This window comes from Bacillus sp. 22190 (assembly GCF_052045575.1).
Lineage (GTDB): Bacteria > Bacillota > Bacilli > Bacillales > Bacillaceae > Bacillus > Bacillus altitudinis.
Window position 1 is genome coordinate 64,102 of record NZ_JBQEPF010000007.1, and the last position, 21,394, is coordinate 85,495.

Genomic DNA, 21,394 nt, shown 5'->3' on the forward strand with positions numbered 1-21,394 from the left:
AAAGCATGTACGAAATACAAAACAATATACAACGAGTTTCATTTTTGATAAAATATTTTTTGTGGTCAAAAGAACTCAAAACAATTTCGATTTGCCGTAAATCAGTTCAAACCAATGCACTATGTCTGTATTTACGCTATAATTTTAGTTACCAGTTCTTTAGAACGTGAATTTATATTGATCAAAGGAGGTTCATTTTCTTGCAGCTTATTCACTTCGCCATCCTATCACCTTTTTTACTTGCCTTTGTCGTCCCTTTTCTCTTTAAGTACGTAAGGCGTATACATACAGGATGGTTTGTTCTCATCTTGCCTATTCTTTTATTTACCTATTTCATCCAAATGCTCCAGATCACCTCGAATGGACGAACGTTGTTCTCACAAGCTGAATGGATTCCCTCTCTAGGGATGAATTTCACTGTGTATGTAGATGGTCTCAGCCTGTTATTTGCTTTACTCATCACAGGTATTGGTGCACTTGTGGTACTGTACAGTATTTTCTACTTATCAAAGGAAAAAGAACAGCTTGGCTCTTTCTATACGTATTTATTAATGTTTATGACCGCTATGCTTGGTGTTGTCCTCTCTGACAACATGGTCGTACTTTATTTGTTCTGGGAGCTAACGAGTATCTCTTCCTTCCTCTTAATTGGGTATTGGTATAAGCGTGAGCGTTCTCGTTACGGAGCAACCAAATCACTTCTTATTACTGTGTTTGGCGGATTAGCTATGCTTGGCGGCTTCATCCTCATTTACCTGATCACTGATTCATTCAGTATTCGCGAAGCAGTCAATCAGCTTCAGCTCATTATGGCATCACCTTATTTCATCCCTGCGATGGTTCTCATTTTACTAGGGGCCTTCACGAAATCAGCGCAGTTCCCATTTTATATTTGGCTGCCTGATGCCATGGAAGCACCAACCCCTGTAAGCAGTTATCTGCATTCTGCTACTATGGTCAAAGCCGGTATTTATCTGGTTGCCCGCTTTAGTCCGATTTTTGCTATATCAGAGGTGTGGTTTTGGACCATTTCGATTGTCGGACTTATCACACTATTCTGGGGATCTTTCCACGCCGTTCGGCAAAATGATTTGAAAGCCATTCTGGCCTTCTCGACAGTGAGTCAACTCGGTATGATTATGCTCATGCTAGGAGTAGGCGCAGCTGCCATTCATGAAAACAACCCTGCCTTTTTTGGCGCAGCCGTTCTTGCTGCTATTTTTCATCTCATTAACCACGCGACCTTTAAAGGTAGTCTCTTTATGGCAGCAGGGATTATCGATCACGAAACAGGTACACGTGATATTCGCAAATTAGGTGGATTAATGACCATCATGCCAATTACCTTTACAATTACGTTAATTGGTACATTCTCGATGGCTGGACTCCCACCATTTAATGGATTTTTAAGTAAAGAGCTATTTTTCACAAGTATGATCCGGATTTCTGACATCAGCTTTACGGATGTTTCAACATGGGGGGCTGTCTTCCCTGCTATCGCTTGGCTCGCTAGTGTGTTCACGTTCATCTACAGTATGATGATCGTCTTCAAAACATTTAGAGGCCGTCTGAAAGTCGATCAATTGGAGAAAAAACCGCATGAAGCACCGATTGGTATGCTGATCCCGCCAATTATTTTAGCTGCACTTGTGGTCACGTTCTTCTTTTTCCCTAATATTCTTGCCTATTCTGTCATTGAACCTGCCATTCAAGCGATCATTCCAGAAGCCATTCAAACAGGAAGCCGCTTTGCCGTAAAAATTGAAGCGTGGCATGGATTCCAGCCAGAGCTTTACATGACAATTGGTGTAGTTGCGCTCGGTACCATTGGCTATTTAACGCTGTCAAAATGGCGCCCAATGTACAACATATTTAAGGAAAAATGGTCATTTAACGCTTTGTATGATCGCTCGCTTATAGGTGTAGAAAAAGGGGCTTACCGCCTAACAAACAGCTATATGACAGGATTCCTTCGTGACTATCTTGTCTATGTATTTGGGTTTATGATTATCGTGCTTGGCAGCGTGATGTTCTACAAGCAAGCCTTCTCATTTCAAACTGAGCATGCTGCTTCAATCGGCACGTACGAAGTCATCCTTTCACTTGTGATGGTCGCAGCGACAGTCACGACTGTATTTGCTCGTTCACGCTTAACAGCTATTATTGCGCTAGGTGTTATGGGCTACACGCTGTCATTGTTCTTCGTGATTTTCAGAGCACCTGACCTTGCGCTGACACAGCTCATTATTGAAACCATTTCTGTCGCGCTGTTTTTACTTTGCTTCTATCATTTGCCAAAGCTGAGCCTGAAGCAAAAAACACGAAGATTTAAATTAACAAATTTGATCATCTCATTAGGTGTTGGAGTCGTTGTCACCTGTCTTGCTTTCGCTTCAACAAGCCAGCAATCTCTTGACACAATTTCAACGTACTTCATTGAAAACAGCTACAAACTGGCTGGCGGAGACAATATTGTCAATGTCATTCTTGTCGATTTCAGGGGCTTTGATACACTCTTTGAGATTACAGTGCTGGCCATTGCGGCACTCGGTATTTATGGATTATTGAAGGTAAAAGCACAAGGTAAACGGAAGAGAGGCGTACGGCGATGAGAAAGATTGATACGAATGATATGCTCTTACAAGTCACAACTAAAATTACAGCATTCATCATCTTGCTTTTCTCACTTCACCTATTTCTTGCAGGACATAACAATCCTGGCGGAGGATTCATTGGCGGTTTGATGAGCGCTGGTGCTGTCGTTCTTCTGCTTTTAGCCTACGACCTTAAAACAGTCAGACGCATTTTACCATTTGACTTTATTTATGTGGCTGGTGTCGGTTTGCTCGTTGCCATCCTAACAGGTATGGGATCTTTTCTGTTCGGAGCACCTTTCCTATCCCATGCATTCGATTATTTCCAACTGCCGTTTCTAGGGAAAACAGAACTGGCGACAGCGGTCCTGTTTGATATCGGTGTGTATTTAGTTGTTGTTGGTGTCACCATGACCATTATTCAAACGATTGGAGAGAAGGAATAATGGAATTTCTAATGTCTATTATCGTCGGAATCATTTTTATGGCAGCGACCTATTTAATGCTTTCAAAAAGCCTTCTACGGGTCATCGTCGGTACTGCCGTTTTAAGTCACGGCGTCCATTTGCTTCTATTAACAATGGGCGGCTTAAAAAAGGGAGCACCTCCTATTTTGAAAGAGGGGCTCACATCCTATGTAGATCCATTGCCACAAGCATTAATTTTAACAGCCATTGTCATTGCTTTTGGTGTAACATCCTTTTTGCTCGTGATGGCCTTCCGTGCCTTCCAAGAGCTGAGAACAGATGACATGGATCAAATGAGAGGAAATGATCAGCATGAATAATCTCGTGATCCTGCCTATATTAATTCCATTACTAGCTGCTACATTATTGATCTTTATGAATAAAAACACCATGCTGTCGAGAGGCTTTAGTGTGTTTGCATCTCTTTTAGCCATTATCTGTAATGTCTATTTGGTCCAAACGATTTTCACAAACGGCATACAAACCCTTTATTTGGGCGGCTGGAAAGCACCGTTTGGCATTGCCCTTGTGGCCGATCAGTTTGCTGCGCTTCTTGTGCTGACCGCTTCCATTGTTGGACTTGTCACAGTTCTTTTTTCCTTTCAAACGATTGGGAAAGAAAGAGAGCGGCTGTTCTATTATTCTGGTGTCCAATTCTTGTTAGCTGGCGTCAGTGGTGCCTTTTTAACGGGAGATATTTTCAACCTGTTTGTCTTCTTTGAATTGTTGCTGATGGCATCTTATATGCTCATTGTTCTGGGTGGTTCAAAGCCTCAGCTTCGTGAATCACTGAAATATATTGTGTTTAATATTATCTCATCGGCATTATTTATTGTTGGCGTAGCGTGTTTATATGCAGTCACAGGCACACTGAACATGGCTGATTTAAGTGTGAAAATAGCTGAATCTGGGCAAACAGGGTTAATCACCGTGATTGCCATTCTGTTCCTGATTGTATTTGGCTTAAAAGCTGGGGTCTTCCCGCTTTATTTCTGGTTGCCAGGGTCTTATCATGCTCCGCCAGCAGCGATTTCAGCTTTGTTTGGTGCACTGCTGACAAAGGTCGGCCTATATGCAATTGCCAGGGTCTTCACACTTATCTTTATACATGATACAGGTTTTACACATACACTTATGGCTTGGCTGGCCGCTCTAACGGTTATATTCGGTGTCATTGGCTCTATCGCCTATTCTGATGTGCAAAAAATTGTGATTTATAACATTGTCACAGCTGTTGGTGTCATTTTGTTCGGGATTGCGGCCAATACACCGGCATCACTTCAAGGCGCCATTTATTACCTCATTCACGATATGGTGATCAAAGGAGCTCTATTTATGCTCGCAGGGGCACTGTTTGTGTATGCTGGAACCAACCATCTGAAAAAAATGGGTGGGCTGATTCAATCCCAGCCTCTACTCGGCTGGATGTTCTTCATATCGGCTTTATCACTTGCGGGTATTCCTCCGCTAAGTGGATTTGTTGGCAAGCTGAAAATTGTTGAAGGTGGGTTTTCTGCTGGGTACATGACGTTCTCTATCCTTGTTTTACTGTCCAGTCTTCTTGTCCTTTATTCTGTTTTGAGGATTTTCATGCTCGCGTTTTGGGGAGAGGAACAGGATATGCGAAGAAGAAAGCCATCCATTAGAGGAATGGTGTATCCTGGGGTACTGCTTGTTGTCTTATCGCTTGCGATTGGATTAGGCACAGAATTCATTGCACCTTATATCAATCAAGCTGCGGAAATGCTTTCAACACCAGAAAAATATATTCAAGCTGTGCTGAAGGAGTAGATGAACATGGCCTTTCAAATATTATTAAACGCTCTCCTCGCCTTTACATGGATGTTTATGAATGATACATACAGAGCTGCAGACTTTGTATCAGGTTTTGCACTAGGGATGATCGCCATTTTTATGCTACGGCGATTCTTCCCGCAACGTTTTTACGGCTATGCCCTTTATGCGATTATCAAGCTCGTCATTATTTTTATCAGAGAGCTGCTTCTTGCCAATTTGAGTGTACTCAAGACGGTGTTATCTCCAAAGCTTAAGATCAAGCCTGGTATTTTCGCCTTTCGTACAGATTTAAAAACAGATTGGGAAATCACCATACTGGCCAATATGATTACATTAACACCTGGTACACTGGTCATCGATATTTCGGATGATCGTTCGATTTTATATATTCATGCGATGGATATTGAAGATGCTGAAAAAGCCATCCACGATATTCGGGTATCATTTGAAAAAGCGATTCAGGAGGTGAGCGGTAAGTAATGGAACTGATCTTGCAAATGTCACTTGGAATTCTTGCGCTGTCTACTTTGCTTTTTGTCATACGGGTTATCAAAGGACCTTCTATTCCTGATCGCGTTAGTGCGCTTGATGCGATAGGAATCAATTTAATTGGGATGACAGCCATCGTGTCTATCTTACTGAAAACCACGACGTTCTTTGAAATTATTTTACTGCTCGGTATTCTTGCCTTTATCGGCACTGTCGCTTTTTCCAAATTCCTTGAGAAAGGGGAAGTGATTGAAAATGATCGTCATCGCTAAAGCGATCGTAATTTTCTTTATTCTGCTTGGCGCCATCCTCTGTTTAATTTCAGCCATTGGTGTCCTTCGCCTGCCGGATGTTTACACACGTATGCATGCTGCATCAAAAGCATCGACACTTGGTGTTGTTCTCATTTTAGTTGGTGTGTTCTTTCATGAATGGTTTCTTGCAGGGATCATCTCTGCGAAAATCCTGCTTGGGATTGTCTTTATCTTTCTGACCGCACCAGTCGGCGCTCATTTGATCGGAAGAGCCGCTTACAACACTGGTGTGAAAATGGACAAACGAAGTGTCCAAGATGATTATGGCGGTTTCCGTAACTTTGTCATTAAACGAAAAGAAGACTCTTATTTATAAATGAAGAACCTGACATTCAGGTCTTGTTCACTTTACATGCATGTTCATAAAAGGTATTAAAAAAAGCTTCCGCTGCACCGGGAGCTTTTTTATATGCGATCAATGACAGCGAGTGTACATCTTGACGTACAGATATGACGGTCTCGATCATCTTTTATATCGATTTGGAATACCATTGTACGCCGTCCTACATGTACAGGAACAGCTGTAGCTGTCACCACTCCATCACGTACAGATTTTAAATGATTGGCATTGATTTCAATACCTGAACAAACCTGCTTCGTTAAATCCAAATGAGCAGCAGCACCCATGCTTGCCACTGTTTCTGCTAGAGCAGCTGATGCTCCTCCGTGCAGTAATCCAAATGGCTGTTTTGTTCGGTGATCGACTGGCATTGTCGCCACGCATCGTGACGTATTGCATTCCACAATCTCAATCCCCAGTGTCTCAAGCAGTGTATTTGAACCACTCACATCCATCAAGGCCCTCTCCCTTCACACGTTTACAGGACACTTTCCGATTTTGCAATTAACACCGCTTCCGTTCGAGATCCAACATTCAGCTTATTAAAGATGGAGGTCAAACTGTATTCAATCGAGCGTTTGCTCAAATGAAGCACATCGGCGATCTCTTGGTTTGTGTACCCTTTTTCCACTTCTCTTAAGATTAAACATTCACGCTCTGTTAACAGCTCATGATCCGTCTGCTGCGCCTGTTCTGGCTTCTCTTGCTGCTGTGAAATTAATTTCTTTAAATAGGATAGCTGAATGACAACTTCTCCTTGCAATGTGCGGTGTATGTATTCAATAATTTTGTCTTTTGTCTCTGTTTTACTTATTGCACCATGCAATCCAGCTCGAATGGCCTCTTCGAAATAATCATCTACTTCATATCCTGTATAAATGATAATTTTCACTTGTTGATTCGTTTCTAGAATTTGTTTGGCAATGTCCATTCCATTGATATCCCCGAGATTTAAATCCATCAAGATCACATCATAGATGGAAAAGTCATGCGTCTTTAAAAAGGCGCCTTCTGCATCAGGACTTAAACAATCGACTGATAGCTGCTGATCTGATTCTAATATGCTTTTTGTCCCTTCCATGACAGCCGGATGATCATCAATGACCAATATCTTCTTCATGTCTTCCTCCCTTTAAATCACTCACTTCCATTTTATATAAAAGACTTGGCAGATGCCAAGTCTTATTCCTTAAGAAATCGTTACAATTCCATTTCAATTTTCACCTTGAGCCCTTTTTCAGGTGCCGTGTGAATTTGAAGCTTTCCATTTAGAGCTTTGACTCGTTCCCTTATGCCAGAAAGACCCATGCTCATCGTGTGCTGATCAAGCTGGCTTGCATCAAATCCGACTCCATCGTCCTCATAATGGAGAACAACTTGATCTTTAATACAAATGAGCATCACTAAGACTTGGCTGGCCTTAGAATGCTTCAACGCATTGGATAACAGCTCCTGCACAATCCGGTAAATATTCAGCTGTGAGTCAATATCAATGTCCAGTTCTTTATCAAAGCGGGTTGTATTCAGCCTAATATGAAATGGCGCTTCCTCTTGAATTTGCGAAGTCAGCTTCGAAATTGCCTTCACTAACCCCAAATCATAGAGGAGCTGCGGCCGAAGTTCATGACATGTTTCTCTCGTGGTTTGAATCACCTTAGACATTTGTTCATTCCAAGAGATCAGCGAATTTTCAATAGATGTTGGGCATTGGTTGTTTTGGAAATTGGTTAAGAACATCTCGGACTGTCTCTTCAGTGAAATCAAATCCTGCAGCACAGAATCATGAAGATCCCTCGCTAAATCTGAGCGCTGCTTTTCTTCCATGGCGAACATGACTTTCTTCAGCCAGGCGGGATTGGCTTCCCGCTGTTTCAAATCCTCAAGATGCTCCATCAATTCTTCAATCTTGACGACATTTTCTAAACTGACACTTGTGTAAAATGCCAATGTTTTCAGCCATGAAATTTCATCGCGGGTCAGCTTAGGTGTCCGTAAATTAGATAAACAGCAAATCACAAACGAGTGACCGCCCCGCTCACCAATTTTCATCATAAACCCTTTATTAAGCTCGATAATTTTCCCTACTTCGCCTAAAATGTCTTGAAATTGATCGACATACTCTTTCCACAGGCTGCTGTCATCTGTCGATTCATCAATCTCTTCTATTTGTCCATCTGCCTTCACTTCAAGCACAAAGGCTTTATTCACCACAAGCACTTCCAAAATGGTGTACTTCAAATGAAACAGCACTTGATGAAGTGACGACGCCTCACGAATAAGCTGTGTAAATTTAAACACACTGTCCTGATAGTTATGCTTTTCCGAAAAACGCTTCAGGCGAAAACGGAAATCGATGATTTCTTTGAAGTAAAAGACTCCTAGCATTAAAGTGTAGGTGATTATTGCGAGCTTAAGTGTGTACTTCAGGTCTTCTGGTTTCTGTAAAATATAAAATATCACAACGACAAAAATAGTCGGAGTAATGGCGAGAAATCCATAGTACCTCAGTCTGCTGATCAAGAAGTTCATATTATAAATTTTGTTTGTCACGAATTGATAAACAAGTGAAAAAGGAATTAACAAAACAACAGATGTCAGAATAAAAGGATCTATCAAATACTTATCAAAAAACACATAGGGAATGACAAAAAAGAAAATAAATGGACAGAACGATAGAATATTCATAATGGCAAAAAACTTTAATACGGAACCATGTTCTGTTTCTTTATATCTCTTCATGCCTCTGACTATTAAAAAAAGTGCTGTTAATACCGTTCCGAAAAAAAACAACAAACTTATACTTGGAACAAACTTTCTCCATTCAGATGACACAGAAACCCCACTATGTACGAGAAGATTAAAAATTGGTATAAGGTATAAGCACTTAATTAATTTGAGATTCGTTATGTGAACATCAAATTCCTTGAAATATTGATAGATAAAGTGAATATATAAGATGGACACACTAGATAAACACAAAAAAAGAACATAATGGCTAAATTTATCTCCAATTCCTGAAGTACCTGCGCTCAAATACCCGACACAAATTGATAATAGGAACAAAATTAATAGAAAAGCAGATTTTCGTTGTGGTTCCTTATTGATTTTAATAATAAAAAAGATACAGAATAAGCATATTGAATAGAGAAGAAGAGGAATTAAATAGACAAACAAACTTTCTCTGCCAATCAACGTCTTATTTTTAAGCGAAATGATTTGGTTGCCTCTTTGAATATCAATCCTTTGTACATTTCTAAGCTTACCATTGATCATATGGTCTTGAATTAAATTAGACTGTCCGTTTATCTTTAATATTATATCTCCCTCTTTTAAGCCTGAAGAATAAGCTAAAGAAAGATATTCAACATTAACTACTTCCGTTTGACCGTGTCCATTCTTTTCTACGCGTGCTCCATTAAAAATATCAAAAACATATATATAAGAAATATAGATCACAAATAAAAAAGACAAAAACACAAAAATTGTGGACCATTTTGTATAGGTAAGCTTCATTTTTAAAACATCCTTAAGAAAAGATCGTAAAATGATAATGCAATATTGAACTTAAAATTAATATTCCCAGATGTATCTCGTACTCATGTATCCCTTTTTCACACTTTTTATAATAACTGCAGTGGTTTGGGCATCAGCATGAATTAAGCTTGCATTTCCAGATTTCAACTCATCAATCACACCTGGATTTTTCATTAAATATGCAATGATATTTTGAATGTTCAATCATTGCCCTCCTTCGTCATAAATACATATAGTTGTTCCTTCTTTGTTGTAGGTAAGTCAAGTTGTTCCATTCCCTGCCTCATTTTTAACAGCATAATCTCTCTCATAGATACCATGTACTGAGTCAAACCAGCTTCAAGTAATTTCTGCTTCAGCTGAAATGACTTTAGCTCCGACTCATCTAGACGGCCAGAAAAGAACGCAAGCAGCTCTTGACTGGCATCATTAAACTCTCTATGCAAATAACTAAACGCCAGTGTTTGTTTTTTTTGCAAATCTCCGTTTGTTTTTGAAAATAACGCAAAAAAATCGTTACTGATCTGTTCAGCAACACCATAATATATTGAATAAGATTCGACGATTTCGTTGATTTCCCTTGTCGCTAAATAAACCCCCAGCACACTAGAAAGAGCTGTTAATGATCCTGATTTCTTTCTTAAAACCTCTAAACACTCATCTTCTGTTCCATGCATATGACGTAAATCTTCATGCTGTCCTTCCATTGACATCTTGATAAGATGGAATAATTTCTCTATCAGTTGAGAATTATTTTCATATAAAGATGTAATGAACTGAATGCTTGATGTGTACAAATACGTAGAAGCATTCACGGCCACCCCTTGGTTGACGTTCATCCAAGGATACGAATCATTATCCTGATCTTCAATATCATCTAATATATCGGCAGATAAGATGAGAAGTTCAATCCCTGCTGCCAGTTTTGTAATCGCTTGCTTGTCTTGTCCGCCAAATGCCTCATAATGTTGGTAAGCCAATTGCCCAAAAGGAAATTCATTCTTTATATCTGTAAATTCGAGAAGCAGCTTTTGTAAATCATTTTGCCTGACTGCATGTTGAATAAAATCAGACATTTTCTGCTTGATTTTTGTATTCTCTAGATAGTTTAGCATACTCGATCTTGATCCTCACCCTCTCGCCTCTTATTTTACTAAAAAGAAATAAGCAAATGTCCACTGACATCACTATTTAACAATTATATAATAATATATCCTTTTTTTGTATGTATTTGGATAAAAAAAAGACTTGATGGTTATCAAGTCTTTAAGAAATTTTCACATATTCATATTTGTCGTATTGATCAATGCTTTTGTTAATGTTATGAAGAGAAGCCGTTGTTTCTCTAATTTCGTTTTCAAGTTTCCATAATAGTTGTTTAAGTTCTTCGATTTCATACTTTTCCATCGATTCCACTCTCCTTTTTTGGAAGATCAATGTATTTGTGTATGTTGATTGGGTCATAAGTATTTGATCTGTTACTAACAGTGTAAATGCTATTGAGTATTTTTTCACCGAAAAGTATGCACAAAATGTGTGCGTGATACCGCAAAATTCAATAGGTCTTTTTTCATCATTTTCAGACTTTTCAAATGATACTTTTATCTCAATTTCAAAGGAAATACGTCATTTTTGCGACATGAACAGGCATCATTCGTCACAATTCTTGTGTAACAGAACGTATGATCCCTTCTGTTTCCTCGGTTTTTCATGTTATAGGTCAGACGACAGGCTCTACTGTAGACACCGCAATTTTTTGGCGACATTCACCGAAATTGACCGCAAAAGTACCTATTTTTATGATGAATATGCAAAGATAGAAAGATCATTTTGATTCTTTATTCGGATTTTCTTCATACATTTAGAACAGATATCCGTCCAAATTCACTTCAATGAGAGAAGAGGTGACCATGTGTTTTACTATGTTCCTTATCCTCCTTTGCAGGTTCCCGCAATGGGGAACGCATACCTGCGAACACCTATGACTTTTCCTCCAGTAGATGCTCATGCGTTTCAAAAGGCTGCAAAGGAATCAACCCGTCTCGTTGCTGATGCATCCCTCATTACACAGCAGATTTCCGGTTCGCTTTCGTTTGGACAGCGAATCATGGAAGCTGCTGAACGAGCTGACACCGCAAGTGTAATTCGAATGCTGAAACAGATTGGGGTGAAAAGCAATATCGATATCCGCTTTAGTCCAGAAGGCATTCGCATCTACTTATCCCTCTCTTCAAGCAGGCTTTTTCTACTTTTACAGTGGGGATAACAAAGAAAGAAGCCGCTCTAGTGTGAGCGGCTTTTCTTAAGATTCAAACATTTTATGACACCATTCAATGGCTTCTATATAACAGCCGTAGGCTTCCTGCTTAGGGAGACTTCCACCTAACATTTCATCATCCCATTCATTTCGTTCAATACGTTTGGCAACGTCTAACACAAGGAAATAGTCATTTTCATAGCCAAGCAGTGCCTCACCTACTTCATCCGAAAGAGGCAGTTCTTTCACAAGTTCAGTAATGTCCGCCCTGACAAGCGTATCAATGAGTGAAAACATACCTGTTAGCATATAAGAAGCGGGATGCTCTCGTTCAGTCCGACTAGCAATGAGTTCACACGTTTTGGCACGAATGAACGACATTTTGATGATTTCCTTTTGGCTTGAGTTGGCTTGGACATTCAGTTCTTTAAATGAGAGGATAAAGATCCATCGCCGTATTTCATTAAACCCAAGCAGGATAATCGCCTGACGAATACTCTTGATTTGATAAAGACGTCTCATGCCGCCAGAATTCAGCATTTTTAATAATTGATATGAAAGGGAAAGATCACTTTCTATAAAGTGCGTCACGGTCTGAATATTCGGCTGCTCCTTGCTCAGCTCATTCAATAGCTGATGGTATGCGTGGAAGCTAGTCGATAAGGCTCGTCCCGAAATGACGTGCGGCTCACTAAAGAAATATCCTTGAAACAAATGGAAGCCAGCTTCTAACGCTTCTTCATATTCTTTTCGCGTTTCTACCTTTTCAGCAAGGAATCGAAGTCGATACTTTTTATATGTATGTAAAATGTCTCTTCGTTCTTCACATGTTGTTTTCAGAAAATCAATTTTTAAAATATCAATGCAATAGAGGAGTTCATCGAGTAACTTGTCATGAAAATGTGTTCCGCTCAGAAAGAAATCATCGAGCGCAATCGTGTATCCCCACTTTTTTAATTGCTTACATCTCATAATAAGTGCCGGGGTAATCGGTACATTTTCTAATATTTCGATCACAAGCTGATGTGGATCAAAATAAGTGAGCAGATCAGACGAAAGCAAGCTTTCGGTGAAATTGATGTAGCATCGTTTTCCTTCTGTCAGTGTTTCGATGCCAATGTTTAAAAAACTATTGATAATGAGGTCCGTTGTCGCTTGATCACCATCTTCAGCGCTATATGTATTGGTTTCACTATCTCGATAAAGCAGCTCGTATGATACGACTTGTTCTTTTCTGTTAAAAATAGGCTGCCTTGCAACAAACACCCTCAACTGCTCCATTCCTCCTTTATGCAATGACAAACAAGATGTGCTTTCAGTATACCAAATGATTGCCCATAAGGTTCATTTTGAATCGTCCAACATGAAAAAAAAGAGACCATCTGGCTTGATGATCTCCTTTCCCGGGGTAATCAGCTTTCATAAAGCTCTTTTTTGATTTTATTTTTCACATCATGGATAAACTGCATCTTATTATCCCAGCATTTTTGACTCAAATCGACTGGGTATTCTTCTGGTTTGCTGATTCGTTTGTATTCCTCCCAGAAGAGTCCGAGACTATCCTGCACATATGCTTGAATCGTTTGGATATCTGGATTATCATACACCAGCTTCCCTTGTTCAAAAATTGGGACATGAAGGTCCTTTGCCACAAAATTTGTCACAAATTTGCTGATAAATGTATGAACTGGATGGAACATTTTCAGCTTATCTTCACTTTGAACATCTTCTTCTTCAAGGGCAATGTAGTCTCCCTCAGAGTGATGATTCAATTGATTGATAATGCGATACACTCGTTTACGGCCTGGTGTTGTCACTTTCTCTGGGTTAGAAGAAATTTTGATCGTGTCATTCATCTGACCGTTTTCTTCAATCGATACAAGCTTATATACAGCACCAAGAGCTGGCTGATCGAATGCGGTAATCAGTTTCGTTCCAACACCCCATACATCAATTTTTGCACCTTGTGCTTTTAAGTTCATAATGGTGTGTTCATCAAGATCGCTTGATGCAATGACTTTGGCGTCATGGAATCCAGCTTCATCCAGCATCGTTCTCGCCTTTTTAGACAAGTAGGCAAGGTCTCCACTATCAAGTCTGACCCCAATAAAGTTGATTTTATCACCGAATTCTTTCGCTACCTTAATCGCATTTGGAATGCCTGATCTGACCGTATCATATGTATCCACTAAAAAGACACAGTCTGTATGTGTTTCGGCATATTTTCTAAATGCAGTATATTCGTCGCGATATGCTTGTACAAGGGCATGGGCATGTGTGCCTGATACGGGAATATTGAAGCGTTTCCCTGCACGGACATTACTTGTTGCCTGAAATCCGCCGATCAGTGCTGCTCTTGCTCCCCACATGGCTGCATCCATTTCATGCGCACGTCTTGTTCCGAATTCTAATGCTGTCTCATCTTCAATGATTCCTTTAATACGAGCCGCCTTTGTTGCAATTAGCGTCTGGAAGTTCACGATGTTGAGCAGTGCCGTTTCAATTAGCTGCGCTTCAACAAGTGTTGCCTCGATGCGCATAATAGGTTCATTCGCAAAGACAATTTCTCCTTCTCGCATTGAATGAAGCGTCCCTGTAAAAGACAATCCGCTTAAGTATTCAATGAAATCGCTTTTATAACCGAGTTCATCTTTTAAATATGCAAGGTCGCTCTCGGTGAAGGAGAAGTCCGATAAATATTCAATCGCTTTCTCTAAACCAGCAAATACAGCGAAGCCGTTGTCAAATGGAAGCTTTCTAAAGAAGAGTTCGAAGACTGCCTTCTTCTCATGAATGCCGTCTCTCCAATACGTTTCTGCCATGTTAATTTGATAAAGATCTGTATGTAGTGATAAACTGTCGTCAATAAACCGATGCTCCAACTTCCATTCTCCTTCCCTTACTTAACCACTTTCGCACCAAGCGTATGCTCAAAGTGAGAAAGTGCCCACTCGTGCCCCGCTTCATTAAAACTCGCTACGGCATTCGCATGAATCACAAGTTCAAAGCCTTTATTGTATGCATCAACAGCTGTATGAAGTACACAAATATCGGTACACACTCCGGCTAGGTGAAGTTCAGTGATGCCACGCTCGCGCAGTTTCATTTCTAATTGAGTGCCTGCAAAAGCAGAGTATCTTGTTTTTTCCATATAATAGACATGATTTAAATGTGTTGACGTGTGAAATAGTGAACTTAGTTTTCCGTAAAGTTCAATTCCTTCTGTCCCGCGAATATTATGGGGCGGAAATAACTTTGTCTCTGGATGATATGGATCTTGCTCTTCATGATGATCGACGGCAAAAACAACAAAGTGTCCTTCATCAATAAATGAGGAAGTGATCTCTGTGATCTTCGACTCAATCGCCTGTCCAGGCTTTCCGCACGTCAGTTTTCCATCGTCTGCAACAAAATCAACTGTATAATCAATACAAATCAATGCTTTGCCCATCCGCATCTCTCCCATATGCTCTTTTGAATCATTATAGCTTATTCATTTCACTAGGGAAACCTATTCAACAGATTCACGAGAAAAAGCTTTTTGAAAAAGCTCATCTTCTACATAGATGTGCTCTTGATTGATCGCATGCGGCACTTCTATCACAAGCCCAAAAGGTGAATGTGACTCGTGATGGTTGACCACTTTAAAAGAACAACCAGCGGCATTTGCCATTTTGACATATGGAGAATAAGAAGCATATGACAATTCACCATTTAAAAGAACAGTGGCCTCTCGGTTTGCCTTCAATACTTGCTCTACCTCTTGATACGATTTATGTCTCGATACTTGCCCTTTTGTCAGAGCGAGAAGAGCACGTTCTCTTAATGAGCCGAGAAACATTCTTCGTTCATCGGGTTTTGTTTCAGCATGTCCAAATATCCCTTGCTGCAAATAAAAGTCTACGGATTCTTCTTTCATTGCTGTGTTCACTCCTGGTTTCTGAATTTACATTTCTGTGACCCAGTGCACAATTTTTTGTGCAAGTTCACGGGCTTCGTCTATTTCTACTCTTTTGTTTAAAGATTGTTCTAGTGCTTGCTCAAGCTGCGTTTTTTCGTCTTCATACGCAATAGAAATACTCCATTCTATGTCAGGTACAGCGACAAGCGTTTTATATTCTTTTTTATTTTCATGTAAATATACATTGTAGGTTGTTGGTTGCCCGCTTGTCAGATGCGCTTTTCTTATTTTCATTTGATGTGTTTTACCCCCCTTTTTCTTCTTCCTTCTTCTATCCATTGTACCATAAAAAAAGACAGCTTCTGAAAAGGAGACCCTTTCAAAGCTGGCTATGCGTTAAAGCTCTTTTGCTGGCTGATCAGGTTTGAATCCCAAACAAATGTGACGTTCGGATTGTTGAAGAATTGAACAAAGTCTCCTGCATTATAGGTGCCTGAACCACCAGCGGAATGATCCACACTTTTTGGCGAAATAGCAAACACATCGCCGAAATGTGCAGAACCGTTTCCTATGACACGGTCAATATGAATGGGTCCAACAATTGCTGGCATCTTTCCACCACCTTTACTACCCTCATCATATGCCTAGCGGAACAATACGTGTCTATCCAACATAAAAAAGACAGCTGATATGTCATATGATCAGCTGTCTTTTATGCATTAAATGATTGAGGCTGGCCAAACAGTGTAAAGTCCCAAAGCATAGTGGCATTCGGATCGCTTGTCAGGGACATATAATCACCTGAATTAAAAGCTCCCGCTCCACCGGTCGAGTGATCTACAGCCAAAGGGGCAATGGCGAGAACGTCACCAAAAGTAGCCGAGCCGTTTCCGCCTAAAGACTCAATATGGATGGGTCCAACAATCGCAGGCATCTTCCTTCTCCTCCCTATTCGCTTATGTGAGTTATGTTATGCAAAAAGGGAAAAGTTGTGCATCTGCCCTAAACGTTTAGATGTTGTTCTTTTCGAGAGCGCTGACGCAGCTGAACCAATCTGACAATATTGAGTGTGATGGCTTTCAGCAGCGCATAGACAGGGACGGCAAAAATCATGCCAAGGATTCCGCCAAAACTTCCTGCCCCAATTAATAACAAGATAATTGTTAACGGATGTGTGTTGAGACGTTTTCCAATGATCAATGGAGAAATGACGTTTCCATCGATCTGCTGAACAACAAGAATGACAATAACAGTCACAACCGCTTTTCCAGGCGAATCAAGAAAAGCAATGAGTACAGCTGGTGCCGCACCAAGATATGGCCCAAGATATGGAATGACGTTTGTCACCGCAATAATGATGCCGAGAATGAGCGCATATTTCACACCAATTAATAAGTATCCGATAAAACAAGCAACTCCGACAAATAAACAAACAACGATTTGCCCTTGTATGTAAGCAGCAAGCGTATCGTTTAATTCTTTAAAAATCTTCAATCCTTCCTTACGGTAAGGCATTGGCAAAAATTGAACGAGCTTGTCCGGAAACTTATGCCCGTCTTTTAGCATGTAAAATAAAATGAATGGAACGGTAATGACAGCGAGAGCAATATTCGCAATCACGCCAAACACCGCCGACATACTGGAAGCAATATTTTCCGGTAAATCTTTTAATGTCGAAACGATCGACTGTTCAAACTTTGAAACAGACACATAATCTTGGTTCATCATCCACGTAAATGTTTTAGAATGCGAGAAGTCGTTGATAAATTTCTGCATGTCCGTGACATACCCCGGGAAGCTTTTGACAAGTCCACCCACCTGCGTGACAATGACAGGTCCAGCAGCATTGACAACAAACGTGATAAGCCCGATGAATAGGAGATAAATAATCAGAATGGCGAGCGTCCTAGGTATCTTCTTCGACAAAAATCGTACAATCGGATTAAAGATGAAAAAGAGAATACCTGCCAGTAAAATAGGAACAAACAACGTTGAAGCAAATAAAATGATCGGCTGAAATAAAAACGAAACTTTTGTTGATACGTACACAATCAGTAAAACCAGTAATATTTGGAATGTCCAAAAATGAACTTTAGATTTTAACAAAGATGCTCCTCCTGTTACGTATTGACCTTATTAAAAAACTACTATTCAACCCACCTTCTGTCAACTGCTTCTTGTTTTAGAACCATATTTTTTGAAAAAAAAAGAACAATTGGTATATCATGCACTTTTTCCAGATATACATTCTGTAAGCATTGAAAAAGCAGACACCTGTGCGTCTGCTTGCTACACTCTTTCACTGTGATCAGGCATCACCGACACGATTTGCTGGATCCGCACATAAAACACTGATTTTGCCCCCGCCTCAATCACAATATGATCCGGCATCACTTCCTTCAACTTTCCACGTACTGTATCTTTCACTGTTTGAACAATCAATCTCATACCGACTACTTTCTGCAATGTTTGATAAACATATGGATCAACTAATGAAACAAGCTGTGGACTTCCTTGTTGTGCCATGCTACCTGCCCCTTTACTTGTGTATTTACCCACAGCGTATGCAATGACCCATGTGAGTGTCACTCAGCAAACCCACAACATTATTACCGTATTTTTACATTTCGTATTTTTTTACAATTTTTAGAAGTATAATAGATTGGTGCTGCCAACATCTTAAATTATTTGAAGAGGTGAATGATCTTGAAAAAATTAATCTGTATCGTTGCTGTCATGCTCTTACTATCCTCTGCAAGTTATGCGCACGCAGGCACAATTGGAGATGCACCTGGTACACCAGGGAAGTGGTTTAAAGGAGAAGAACCGGTACAAAAAGACCTGTCAAAACCCCCACTTGTTTTTGTTCATGGCATAAACAGTTCTTCCTCCACATGGTCTGATCGAAACGATATGGCAAAACAAGCTGTTCTGAACGGATACGAAAGCGCGTTCATAGATTTGTATCCAGATCAGGACATGAAAAAGAATGGGAAACTATTAGCAGAAAAGTTAAAAGAAATCTATGAATTTTTCGGCAGAAAACTGATCGTAATCGGTCATAGTAAAGGCGGAGTGGATACGCAGGCTGCCCTCGTGTATTACAACGCTCATCCATATGTAGAGAAAGTCATCACACTTGGCTCTCCACACTATGGGACGCCGCTTGCGGATTTAGCCTATAGCAAAGGCGGAAGCTGGCTTGCGCAAATCCTTGGACAAAAGAGCGACGCGCTCTATTCTCTGCAAACCGGGATGATGGCAGCTTTTCGAAGTGAAACCGACCAGCTGGAGACGTTCCCTCATAAGTATGTAACCTATTCTGGTTCAGATTGGGGAACCTTTGGCGGAGTGCTTTATTTAGGCGGCATGTATTTAAAAAGCTTTGGTGCAAACGATGGCGCTGTGACGGTCAGCAGCACAAAGCTAGCATATGCAAACAATATTTTAACAGGAAAGTGGGATCACTTTTCGATCAAAAACGGCACAAGCATGTTCCCCGTATTTCAGGCACAGCTGCGTGCAAGTACCGCAAGCGCTGAAAGCGAAGACGAACAAGAGCAAGAACCAGTCGCTTCGGAGCTAAATACAAACGTTTATGTGAAAGGTGGAGAAAGTGAAAAGGATAAAACAGAAGCGTTCTATGTAGAGGAAGGAACGAATGGCCTATCGATTCAGTGGTTAAATGAAAGACAGGAAGCCAATCCGGAAATCGTTGCGCCAAATGGAGATGTTTTAACCAATTTGACGACATCCGAAGCATCATTCCCATATGAAGGCGCCTATTCACACCATGTGCAAATCAATAAACCCGTTCCAGGAAAATGGACGATTCGATCAAATTCAGGAAAAAAGGATCCTTATTTGCTACTTGTATCCTTTGATTCACCATTGAATGAAGAAATCAAAATCGCTGCAGCGAAATCAGGAGATGCATCGACACATTCGAGCAAGCTGATTAAACGATTAAGCAAAACTGTAGAGACCACTTATTTTAAAGATGCCGAGAAGGATCATCCACTGAAAACGAGCTCTTCATCAGCCGTTCAATTGAAAAAAGAAGGTGCTTATTCCGTCACGGTTCATTACACAGGTCTCACTGCGTCAGGGACGTCGGCATTTAACCGTACTGTGATCCGCACATTGTATGTGGATCAGCACGGAACGATTCATGGAGATATTCCATATTAAACAGAGCGTTTCATGGGCTGAAGCGCCTGCTGCACCTTCTCATCCAAATCAGCAATTTTTTGGAGCGCAAGTGATTCATCTATTTGTCTGTAATGATGGTGTCCACCAGGCTCTTCGTCCATTTCATCTGCTTTCTTCACAATTTGCTGGAGTGTGTCCTTATGCAGGTCGCCCTCTGGCAAATATGAATCTGTGTGAAGCAGAATCGCAAGGGCAATCTCTTTGGCTGCTTTTGGTTCCTCGCCGAGCCGTATGAGCAGTTTATGTGCCCGCTCTGCCCCTTTAATGGCATGAATATCATTTCGTCTATATGTCTCGTAATCCCATTCTCCGCCTGCTGTATACCATTCATAGTGGCCGATGTCATGCAAGAGTGCTGCTTTCACAGCAAGATCCGGGTTAATCCCCGCCTGCATCGCCAGTTTGAATGCGTGATAAGCACAAGCAATGGCGTGGGCTTTTCCTGAACGATTTAAATATTTTTGAGCGACTGGATGGGTGTAAACATCCATTAATGTAACCTTTCTCATGGAAACCCCTCCTTATCTATATTTTTAGCATCCTAACATATTCTGAAAAGAAACTCAAATGTTCTGTCATATTTCCGATGAGTCTCAAGTTTAGCTTATGCTCGATAAGCTGTCTTTGCTTGTACAATACGAAAAAAGCAGCCGTTATGACTGCTTTTTTCCATACTCACGGGCATCGTATACACAACCGCCAGCTGGGTCATCTGCTAGAAGGTCGAGTAAAATACCGGCCACTTCATCTGGGCTCTTTAGCGTACCTGTTTCATGTAATTGCTGAAACCGTTCAATTTGTTCAAAGTCCTGTTTGGAGGATTTCCGAATCTCTCCCTGCATATCCGTATCAATCGTACCGGGTGAAAAGGAAAACGTGGTGACAGGATATGCTTCGTCCTGCTGTTCCTCATGTAAAGTCCTCATAAACATATCAAGCCCTGCTTTTGAGCTGCAATAGGCACTCCATCCTTTGTACGGATTTTTAGCTGCTCCAGAAGAAAGATGCACGATGGTTTTCTTCCCCTCAAAGGATTGTGTCTCCCTCACAAACACATGACTGAGCAAAACAGGGATGATAAGGTTCAGCGTATAATGCTGATGAAGCGTATCCTCTCCGCCTTGCCCTGTACGTTTGATAGGAGTGACCATTCCTGCATTATTGACAAGCAAGACGTCATCAGCGTCTGCGAGAGTTTGCGAGGACAAGATGCTCTGAAGCCATTTTGCAGCCGATTCCTCATCAGTGAGATCGACCTGTGAATGCGTGAGGTGTGGATGGGATATTGGCGACTCACTTCTTGCAGCGGTGTACACGTTATCCCCGCGTGAAAGTAGCTGTTTGACAAGTGCTAAACCAAATCCTTTTGATCCGCCTGTGACGATTGAAATTCGAATGACAATCTCCTCCCTTAATAATACTATTTTAAATAGTGAATCGGTATCACATCAAGCAATCTGCATAAAGAAAAGCCTGCCCTTTTCAAAAG

The 21,394-nt window shown here is 40.6% G+C and carries 26 protein-coding genes; 9 read left to right on the plus strand and 17 right to left on the minus strand.

All coding sequences use genetic code 11. The annotated features are described in order from the left end of the window. Nucleotides 1-200: 200 nt before the first annotated feature. From ACTJKA_RS11560 to mnhG, 7 genes are read left to right on the plus strand one after another with little or no spacing between them, the layout of a single operon-like run. Nucleotides 201-2,612 (plus strand): Na+/H+ antiporter subunit A, encoded by a 2,412-nt coding sequence (locus tag ACTJKA_RS11560; protein ID WP_008345841.1) that lies wholly within the window; start codon nucleotides 201-203, stop codon nucleotides 2,610-2,612. After that, nucleotides 2,609-3,040 (plus strand): Na(+)/H(+) antiporter subunit B, encoded by a 432-nt coding sequence (locus ACTJKA_RS11565; RefSeq protein ID WP_008345843.1) that lies wholly within the window; start codon nucleotides 2,609-2,611, stop codon nucleotides 3,038-3,040. The genes ACTJKA_RS11560 and ACTJKA_RS11565 overlap by 4 nt, the downstream gene beginning before the upstream one ends. Then, on the plus strand, nucleotides 3,040-3,381 hold the full coding sequence (locus ACTJKA_RS11570) for a Na(+)/H(+) antiporter subunit C (RefSeq protein WP_003213576.1): 342 nt from the start codon (nucleotides 3,040-3,042) through the stop codon (nucleotides 3,379-3,381). Before ACTJKA_RS11565 ends, ACTJKA_RS11570 begins: the two co-directional genes overlap by 1 nt. Continuing rightward, nucleotides 3,374-4,852 (plus strand): Na+/H+ antiporter subunit D, encoded by a 1,479-nt coding sequence (locus ACTJKA_RS11575; protein WP_125589732.1) that lies wholly within the window; start codon nucleotides 3,374-3,376, stop codon nucleotides 4,850-4,852. The genes ACTJKA_RS11570 and ACTJKA_RS11575 overlap by 8 nt, the downstream gene beginning before the upstream one ends. Before the next feature lie 6 nt (nucleotides 4,853-4,858). Beyond that, the gene (locus ACTJKA_RS11580; RefSeq protein ID WP_017358944.1) at nucleotides 4,859-5,338 is read left to right on the plus strand and encodes a Na+/H+ antiporter subunit E; all 480 of its coding nucleotides are present in this window, start codon (nucleotides 4,859-4,861) and stop codon (nucleotides 5,336-5,338) included. Continuing rightward, nucleotides 5,338-5,619 carry a Na(+)/H(+) antiporter subunit F1 gene (locus ACTJKA_RS11585; protein WP_008345849.1) on the plus strand — a complete coding sequence of 94 codons (282 nt, stop codon included), beginning with the start codon at nucleotides 5,338-5,340 and terminating at the stop codon, nucleotides 5,617-5,619. The genes ACTJKA_RS11580 and ACTJKA_RS11585 overlap by 1 nt, the downstream gene beginning before the upstream one ends. Then, nucleotides 5,603-5,977 (plus strand): monovalent cation/H(+) antiporter subunit G, encoded by a 375-nt coding sequence (gene mnhG / locus ACTJKA_RS11590; protein WP_003213369.1) that lies wholly within the window; start codon nucleotides 5,603-5,605, stop codon nucleotides 5,975-5,977. The genes ACTJKA_RS11585 and mnhG overlap by 17 nt, the downstream gene beginning before the upstream one ends. 89 nt (nucleotides 5,978-6,066) lie before the next feature. On the opposite strand, the gene ACTJKA_RS11595 is transcribed toward mnhG, so the two are convergent. The 6 genes from ACTJKA_RS11595 to degQ form a co-directional block, all read right to left on the minus strand. Continuing rightward, nucleotides 6,067-6,456, minus strand: coding sequence for a hotdog fold thioesterase (locus tag ACTJKA_RS11595; RefSeq protein WP_025207905.1), 390 nt, complete (start codon nucleotides 6,454-6,456; stop codon nucleotides 6,067-6,069). Nucleotides 6,457-6,479: 23 nt separating this feature from the next. Next, on the minus strand, nucleotides 6,480-7,121 hold the full coding sequence (locus ACTJKA_RS11600) for a response regulator transcription factor (RefSeq protein ID WP_007500477.1): 642 nt from the start codon (nucleotides 7,119-7,121) through the stop codon (nucleotides 6,480-6,482). A gap of 80 nt (nucleotides 7,122-7,201) precedes the next feature. Further along, nucleotides 7,202-9,514, minus strand: a complete 2,313-nt coding sequence (locus ACTJKA_RS11605; protein ID WP_171465713.1) for an ATP-binding protein — start codon at nucleotides 9,512-9,514, stop codon at nucleotides 7,202-7,204. A 57-nt stretch (nucleotides 9,515-9,571) separates the two neighbouring features. After that, nucleotides 9,572-9,739, minus strand: coding sequence for a competence pheromone ComX (gene comX / locus ACTJKA_RS11610; protein WP_108611760.1), 168 nt, complete (start codon nucleotides 9,737-9,739; stop codon nucleotides 9,572-9,574). Next, complete coding sequence (locus ACTJKA_RS11615; RefSeq protein ID WP_113747034.1) at nucleotides 9,736-10,650, minus strand: polyprenyl synthetase family protein; 915 nt, start codon at nucleotides 10,648-10,650, stop codon at nucleotides 9,736-9,738. Before ACTJKA_RS11615 ends, comX begins: the two co-directional genes overlap by 4 nt. Nucleotides 10,651-10,801: 151 nt before the next feature. Continuing rightward, nucleotides 10,802-10,942 carry a degradation enzyme regulation protein DegQ gene (gene degQ / locus ACTJKA_RS11620; protein WP_003213123.1) on the minus strand — a complete coding sequence of 47 codons (141 nt, stop codon included), beginning with the start codon at nucleotides 10,940-10,942 and terminating at the stop codon, nucleotides 10,802-10,804. A gap of 505 nt (nucleotides 10,943-11,447) precedes the next feature. Between degQ and ACTJKA_RS11625 the strand changes: the two genes are divergently transcribed. Beyond that, nucleotides 11,448-11,801, plus strand: coding sequence for a hypothetical protein (locus ACTJKA_RS11625; RefSeq protein WP_017358939.1), 354 nt, complete (start codon nucleotides 11,448-11,450; stop codon nucleotides 11,799-11,801). Nucleotides 11,802-11,837: 36 nt separating this feature from the next. Here the strand turns inward: ACTJKA_RS11625 and ACTJKA_RS11630 are convergent, their stop codons facing one another. From ACTJKA_RS11630 to ACTJKA_RS11670, 9 genes are all read right to left on the minus strand, one after another. Continuing rightward, nucleotides 11,838-13,064, minus strand: a complete 1,227-nt coding sequence (locus ACTJKA_RS11630) for an EAL and HDOD domain-containing protein (RefSeq protein WP_035701209.1) — start codon at nucleotides 13,062-13,064, stop codon at nucleotides 11,838-11,840. 140 nt (nucleotides 13,065-13,204) lie between these two features. Then, on the minus strand, nucleotides 13,205-14,674 hold the full coding sequence (locus tag ACTJKA_RS11635; protein ID WP_007500472.1) for a nicotinate phosphoribosyltransferase: 1,470 nt from the start codon (nucleotides 14,672-14,674) through the stop codon (nucleotides 13,205-13,207). A 17-nt stretch (nucleotides 14,675-14,691) separates the two neighbouring features. Further along, entirely contained in the window at nucleotides 14,692-15,243 is a 552-nt protein-coding gene (locus ACTJKA_RS11640; RefSeq protein ID WP_046526549.1) for a cysteine hydrolase family protein, read from the minus strand. A gap of 60 nt (nucleotides 15,244-15,303) precedes the next feature. Further along, on the minus strand, nucleotides 15,304-15,711 hold the full coding sequence (locus ACTJKA_RS11645) for a YueI family protein (RefSeq protein WP_041091828.1): 408 nt from the start codon (nucleotides 15,709-15,711) through the stop codon (nucleotides 15,304-15,306). 27 nt (nucleotides 15,712-15,738) lie between these two features. Then, a complete protein-coding gene (locus ACTJKA_RS11650; RefSeq protein ID WP_024719734.1) occupies nucleotides 15,739-15,987 on the minus strand; it encodes a YueH family protein in 249 nt (82 codons plus the stop codon). Nucleotides 15,988-16,082: 95 nt separating this feature from the next. Further along, the gene (locus ACTJKA_RS11655) at nucleotides 16,083-16,304 is read right to left on the minus strand and encodes a spore germination protein (RefSeq protein ID WP_008345878.1); all 222 of its coding nucleotides are present in this window, start codon (nucleotides 16,302-16,304) and stop codon (nucleotides 16,083-16,085) included. A gap of 101 nt (nucleotides 16,305-16,405) precedes the next feature. Beyond that, complete coding sequence (locus ACTJKA_RS11660) at nucleotides 16,406-16,627, minus strand: spore germination protein (protein ID WP_008345880.1); 222 nt, start codon at nucleotides 16,625-16,627, stop codon at nucleotides 16,406-16,408. A 68-nt stretch (nucleotides 16,628-16,695) separates the two neighbouring features. Next, the gene (locus ACTJKA_RS11665) at nucleotides 16,696-17,799 is read right to left on the minus strand and encodes an AI-2E family transporter (RefSeq protein ID WP_008345881.1); all 1,104 of its coding nucleotides are present in this window, start codon (nucleotides 17,797-17,799) and stop codon (nucleotides 16,696-16,698) included. 183 nt (nucleotides 17,800-17,982) lie between these two features. Next, complete coding sequence (locus ACTJKA_RS11670) at nucleotides 17,983-18,219, minus strand: YuzF family protein (protein WP_003213721.1); 237 nt, start codon at nucleotides 18,217-18,219, stop codon at nucleotides 17,983-17,985. 180 nt (nucleotides 18,220-18,399) lie between these two features. On the opposite strand from ACTJKA_RS11670, the gene ACTJKA_RS11675 reads away from it, so the two are divergent. Next, on the plus strand, nucleotides 18,400-19,884 hold the full coding sequence (locus tag ACTJKA_RS11675) for an esterase/lipase family protein (RefSeq protein WP_017358936.1): 1,485 nt from the start codon (nucleotides 18,400-18,402) through the stop codon (nucleotides 19,882-19,884). On the opposite strand, the gene ACTJKA_RS11680 is transcribed toward ACTJKA_RS11675, so the two are convergent. Continuing rightward, the gene (locus ACTJKA_RS11680) at nucleotides 19,881-20,414 is read right to left on the minus strand and encodes an HD domain-containing protein (protein WP_017358935.1); all 534 of its coding nucleotides are present in this window, start codon (nucleotides 20,412-20,414) and stop codon (nucleotides 19,881-19,883) included. The genes ACTJKA_RS11675 and ACTJKA_RS11680 overlap by 4 nt on opposite strands. Nucleotides 20,415-20,558: 144 nt before the next feature. Further along, nucleotides 20,559-21,302: a (S)-benzoin forming benzil reductase gene (locus ACTJKA_RS11685; protein WP_052320642.1), complete on the minus strand. Its 744-nt coding sequence runs from the start codon at nucleotides 21,300-21,302 to the stop codon at nucleotides 20,559-20,561. Nucleotides 21,303-21,394 lie beyond the last annotated feature (92 nt).

Coding starts and splice junctions, on each gene's coding strand:
- ACTJKA_RS11565 (WP_008345843.1), top strand. CDS start 2,609: ATGAGAAAGATTGATACGAATGATATGCTCTTACAAGTCACAACTAAA.
- ACTJKA_RS11570 (WP_003213576.1), top strand. CDS start 3,040: ATGGAATTTCTAATGTCTATTATCGTCGGAATCATTTTTATGGCAGCG.
- ACTJKA_RS11575 (WP_125589732.1), top strand. CDS start 3,374: ATGAATAATCTCGTGATCCTGCCTATATTAATTCCATTACTAGCTGCT.
- ACTJKA_RS11580 (WP_017358944.1), top strand. CDS start 4,859: ATGGCCTTTCAAATATTATTAAACGCTCTCCTCGCCTTTACATGGATG.
- ACTJKA_RS11585 (WP_008345849.1), top strand. CDS start 5,338: ATGGAACTGATCTTGCAAATGTCACTTGGAATTCTTGCGCTGTCTACT.
- mnhG (WP_003213369.1), top strand. CDS start 5,603: ATGATCGTCATCGCTAAAGCGATCGTAATTTTCTTTATTCTGCTTGGC.
- ACTJKA_RS11595 (WP_025207905.1), bottom strand. CDS start 6,456: ATGGATGTGAGTGGTTCAAATACACTGCTTGAGACACTGGGGATTGAG.
- ACTJKA_RS11600 (WP_007500477.1), bottom strand. CDS start 7,121: ATGAAGAAGATATTGGTCATTGATGATCATCCGGCTGTCATGGAAGGG.
- ACTJKA_RS11605 (WP_171465713.1), bottom strand. CDS start 9,514: ATGAAGCTTACCTATACAAAATGGTCCACAATTTTTGTGTTTTTGTCT.
- ACTJKA_RS11615 (WP_113747034.1), bottom strand. CDS start 10,650: ATGCTAAACTATCTAGAGAATACAAAAATCAAGCAGAAAATGTCTGAT.
- degQ (WP_003213123.1), bottom strand. CDS start 10,942: ATGGAAAAGTATGAAATCGAAGAACTTAAACAACTATTATGGAAACTT.
- ACTJKA_RS11640 (WP_046526549.1), bottom strand. CDS start 15,243: ATGGGCAAAGCATTGATTTGTATTGATTATACAGTTGATTTTGTTGCA.
- ACTJKA_RS11645 (WP_041091828.1), bottom strand. CDS start 15,711: ATGAAAGAAGAATCCGTAGACTTTTATTTGCAGCAAGGGATATTTGGA.
- ACTJKA_RS11650 (WP_024719734.1), bottom strand. CDS start 15,987: ATGAAAATAAGAAAAGCGCATCTGACAAGCGGGCAACCAACAACCTAC.
- ACTJKA_RS11655 (WP_008345878.1), bottom strand. CDS start 16,304: ATGCCAGCAATTGTTGGACCCATTCATATTGACCGTGTCATAGGAAAC.
- ACTJKA_RS11660 (WP_008345880.1), bottom strand. CDS start 16,627: ATGCCTGCGATTGTTGGACCCATCCATATTGAGTCTTTAGGCGGAAAC.
- ACTJKA_RS11670 (WP_003213721.1), bottom strand. CDS start 18,219: ATGGCACAACAAGGAAGTCCACAGCTTGTTTCATTAGTTGATCCATAT.
- ACTJKA_RS11680 (WP_017358935.1), bottom strand. CDS start 20,414: ATGAGAAAGGTTACATTAATGGATGTTTACACCCATCCAGTCGCTCAA.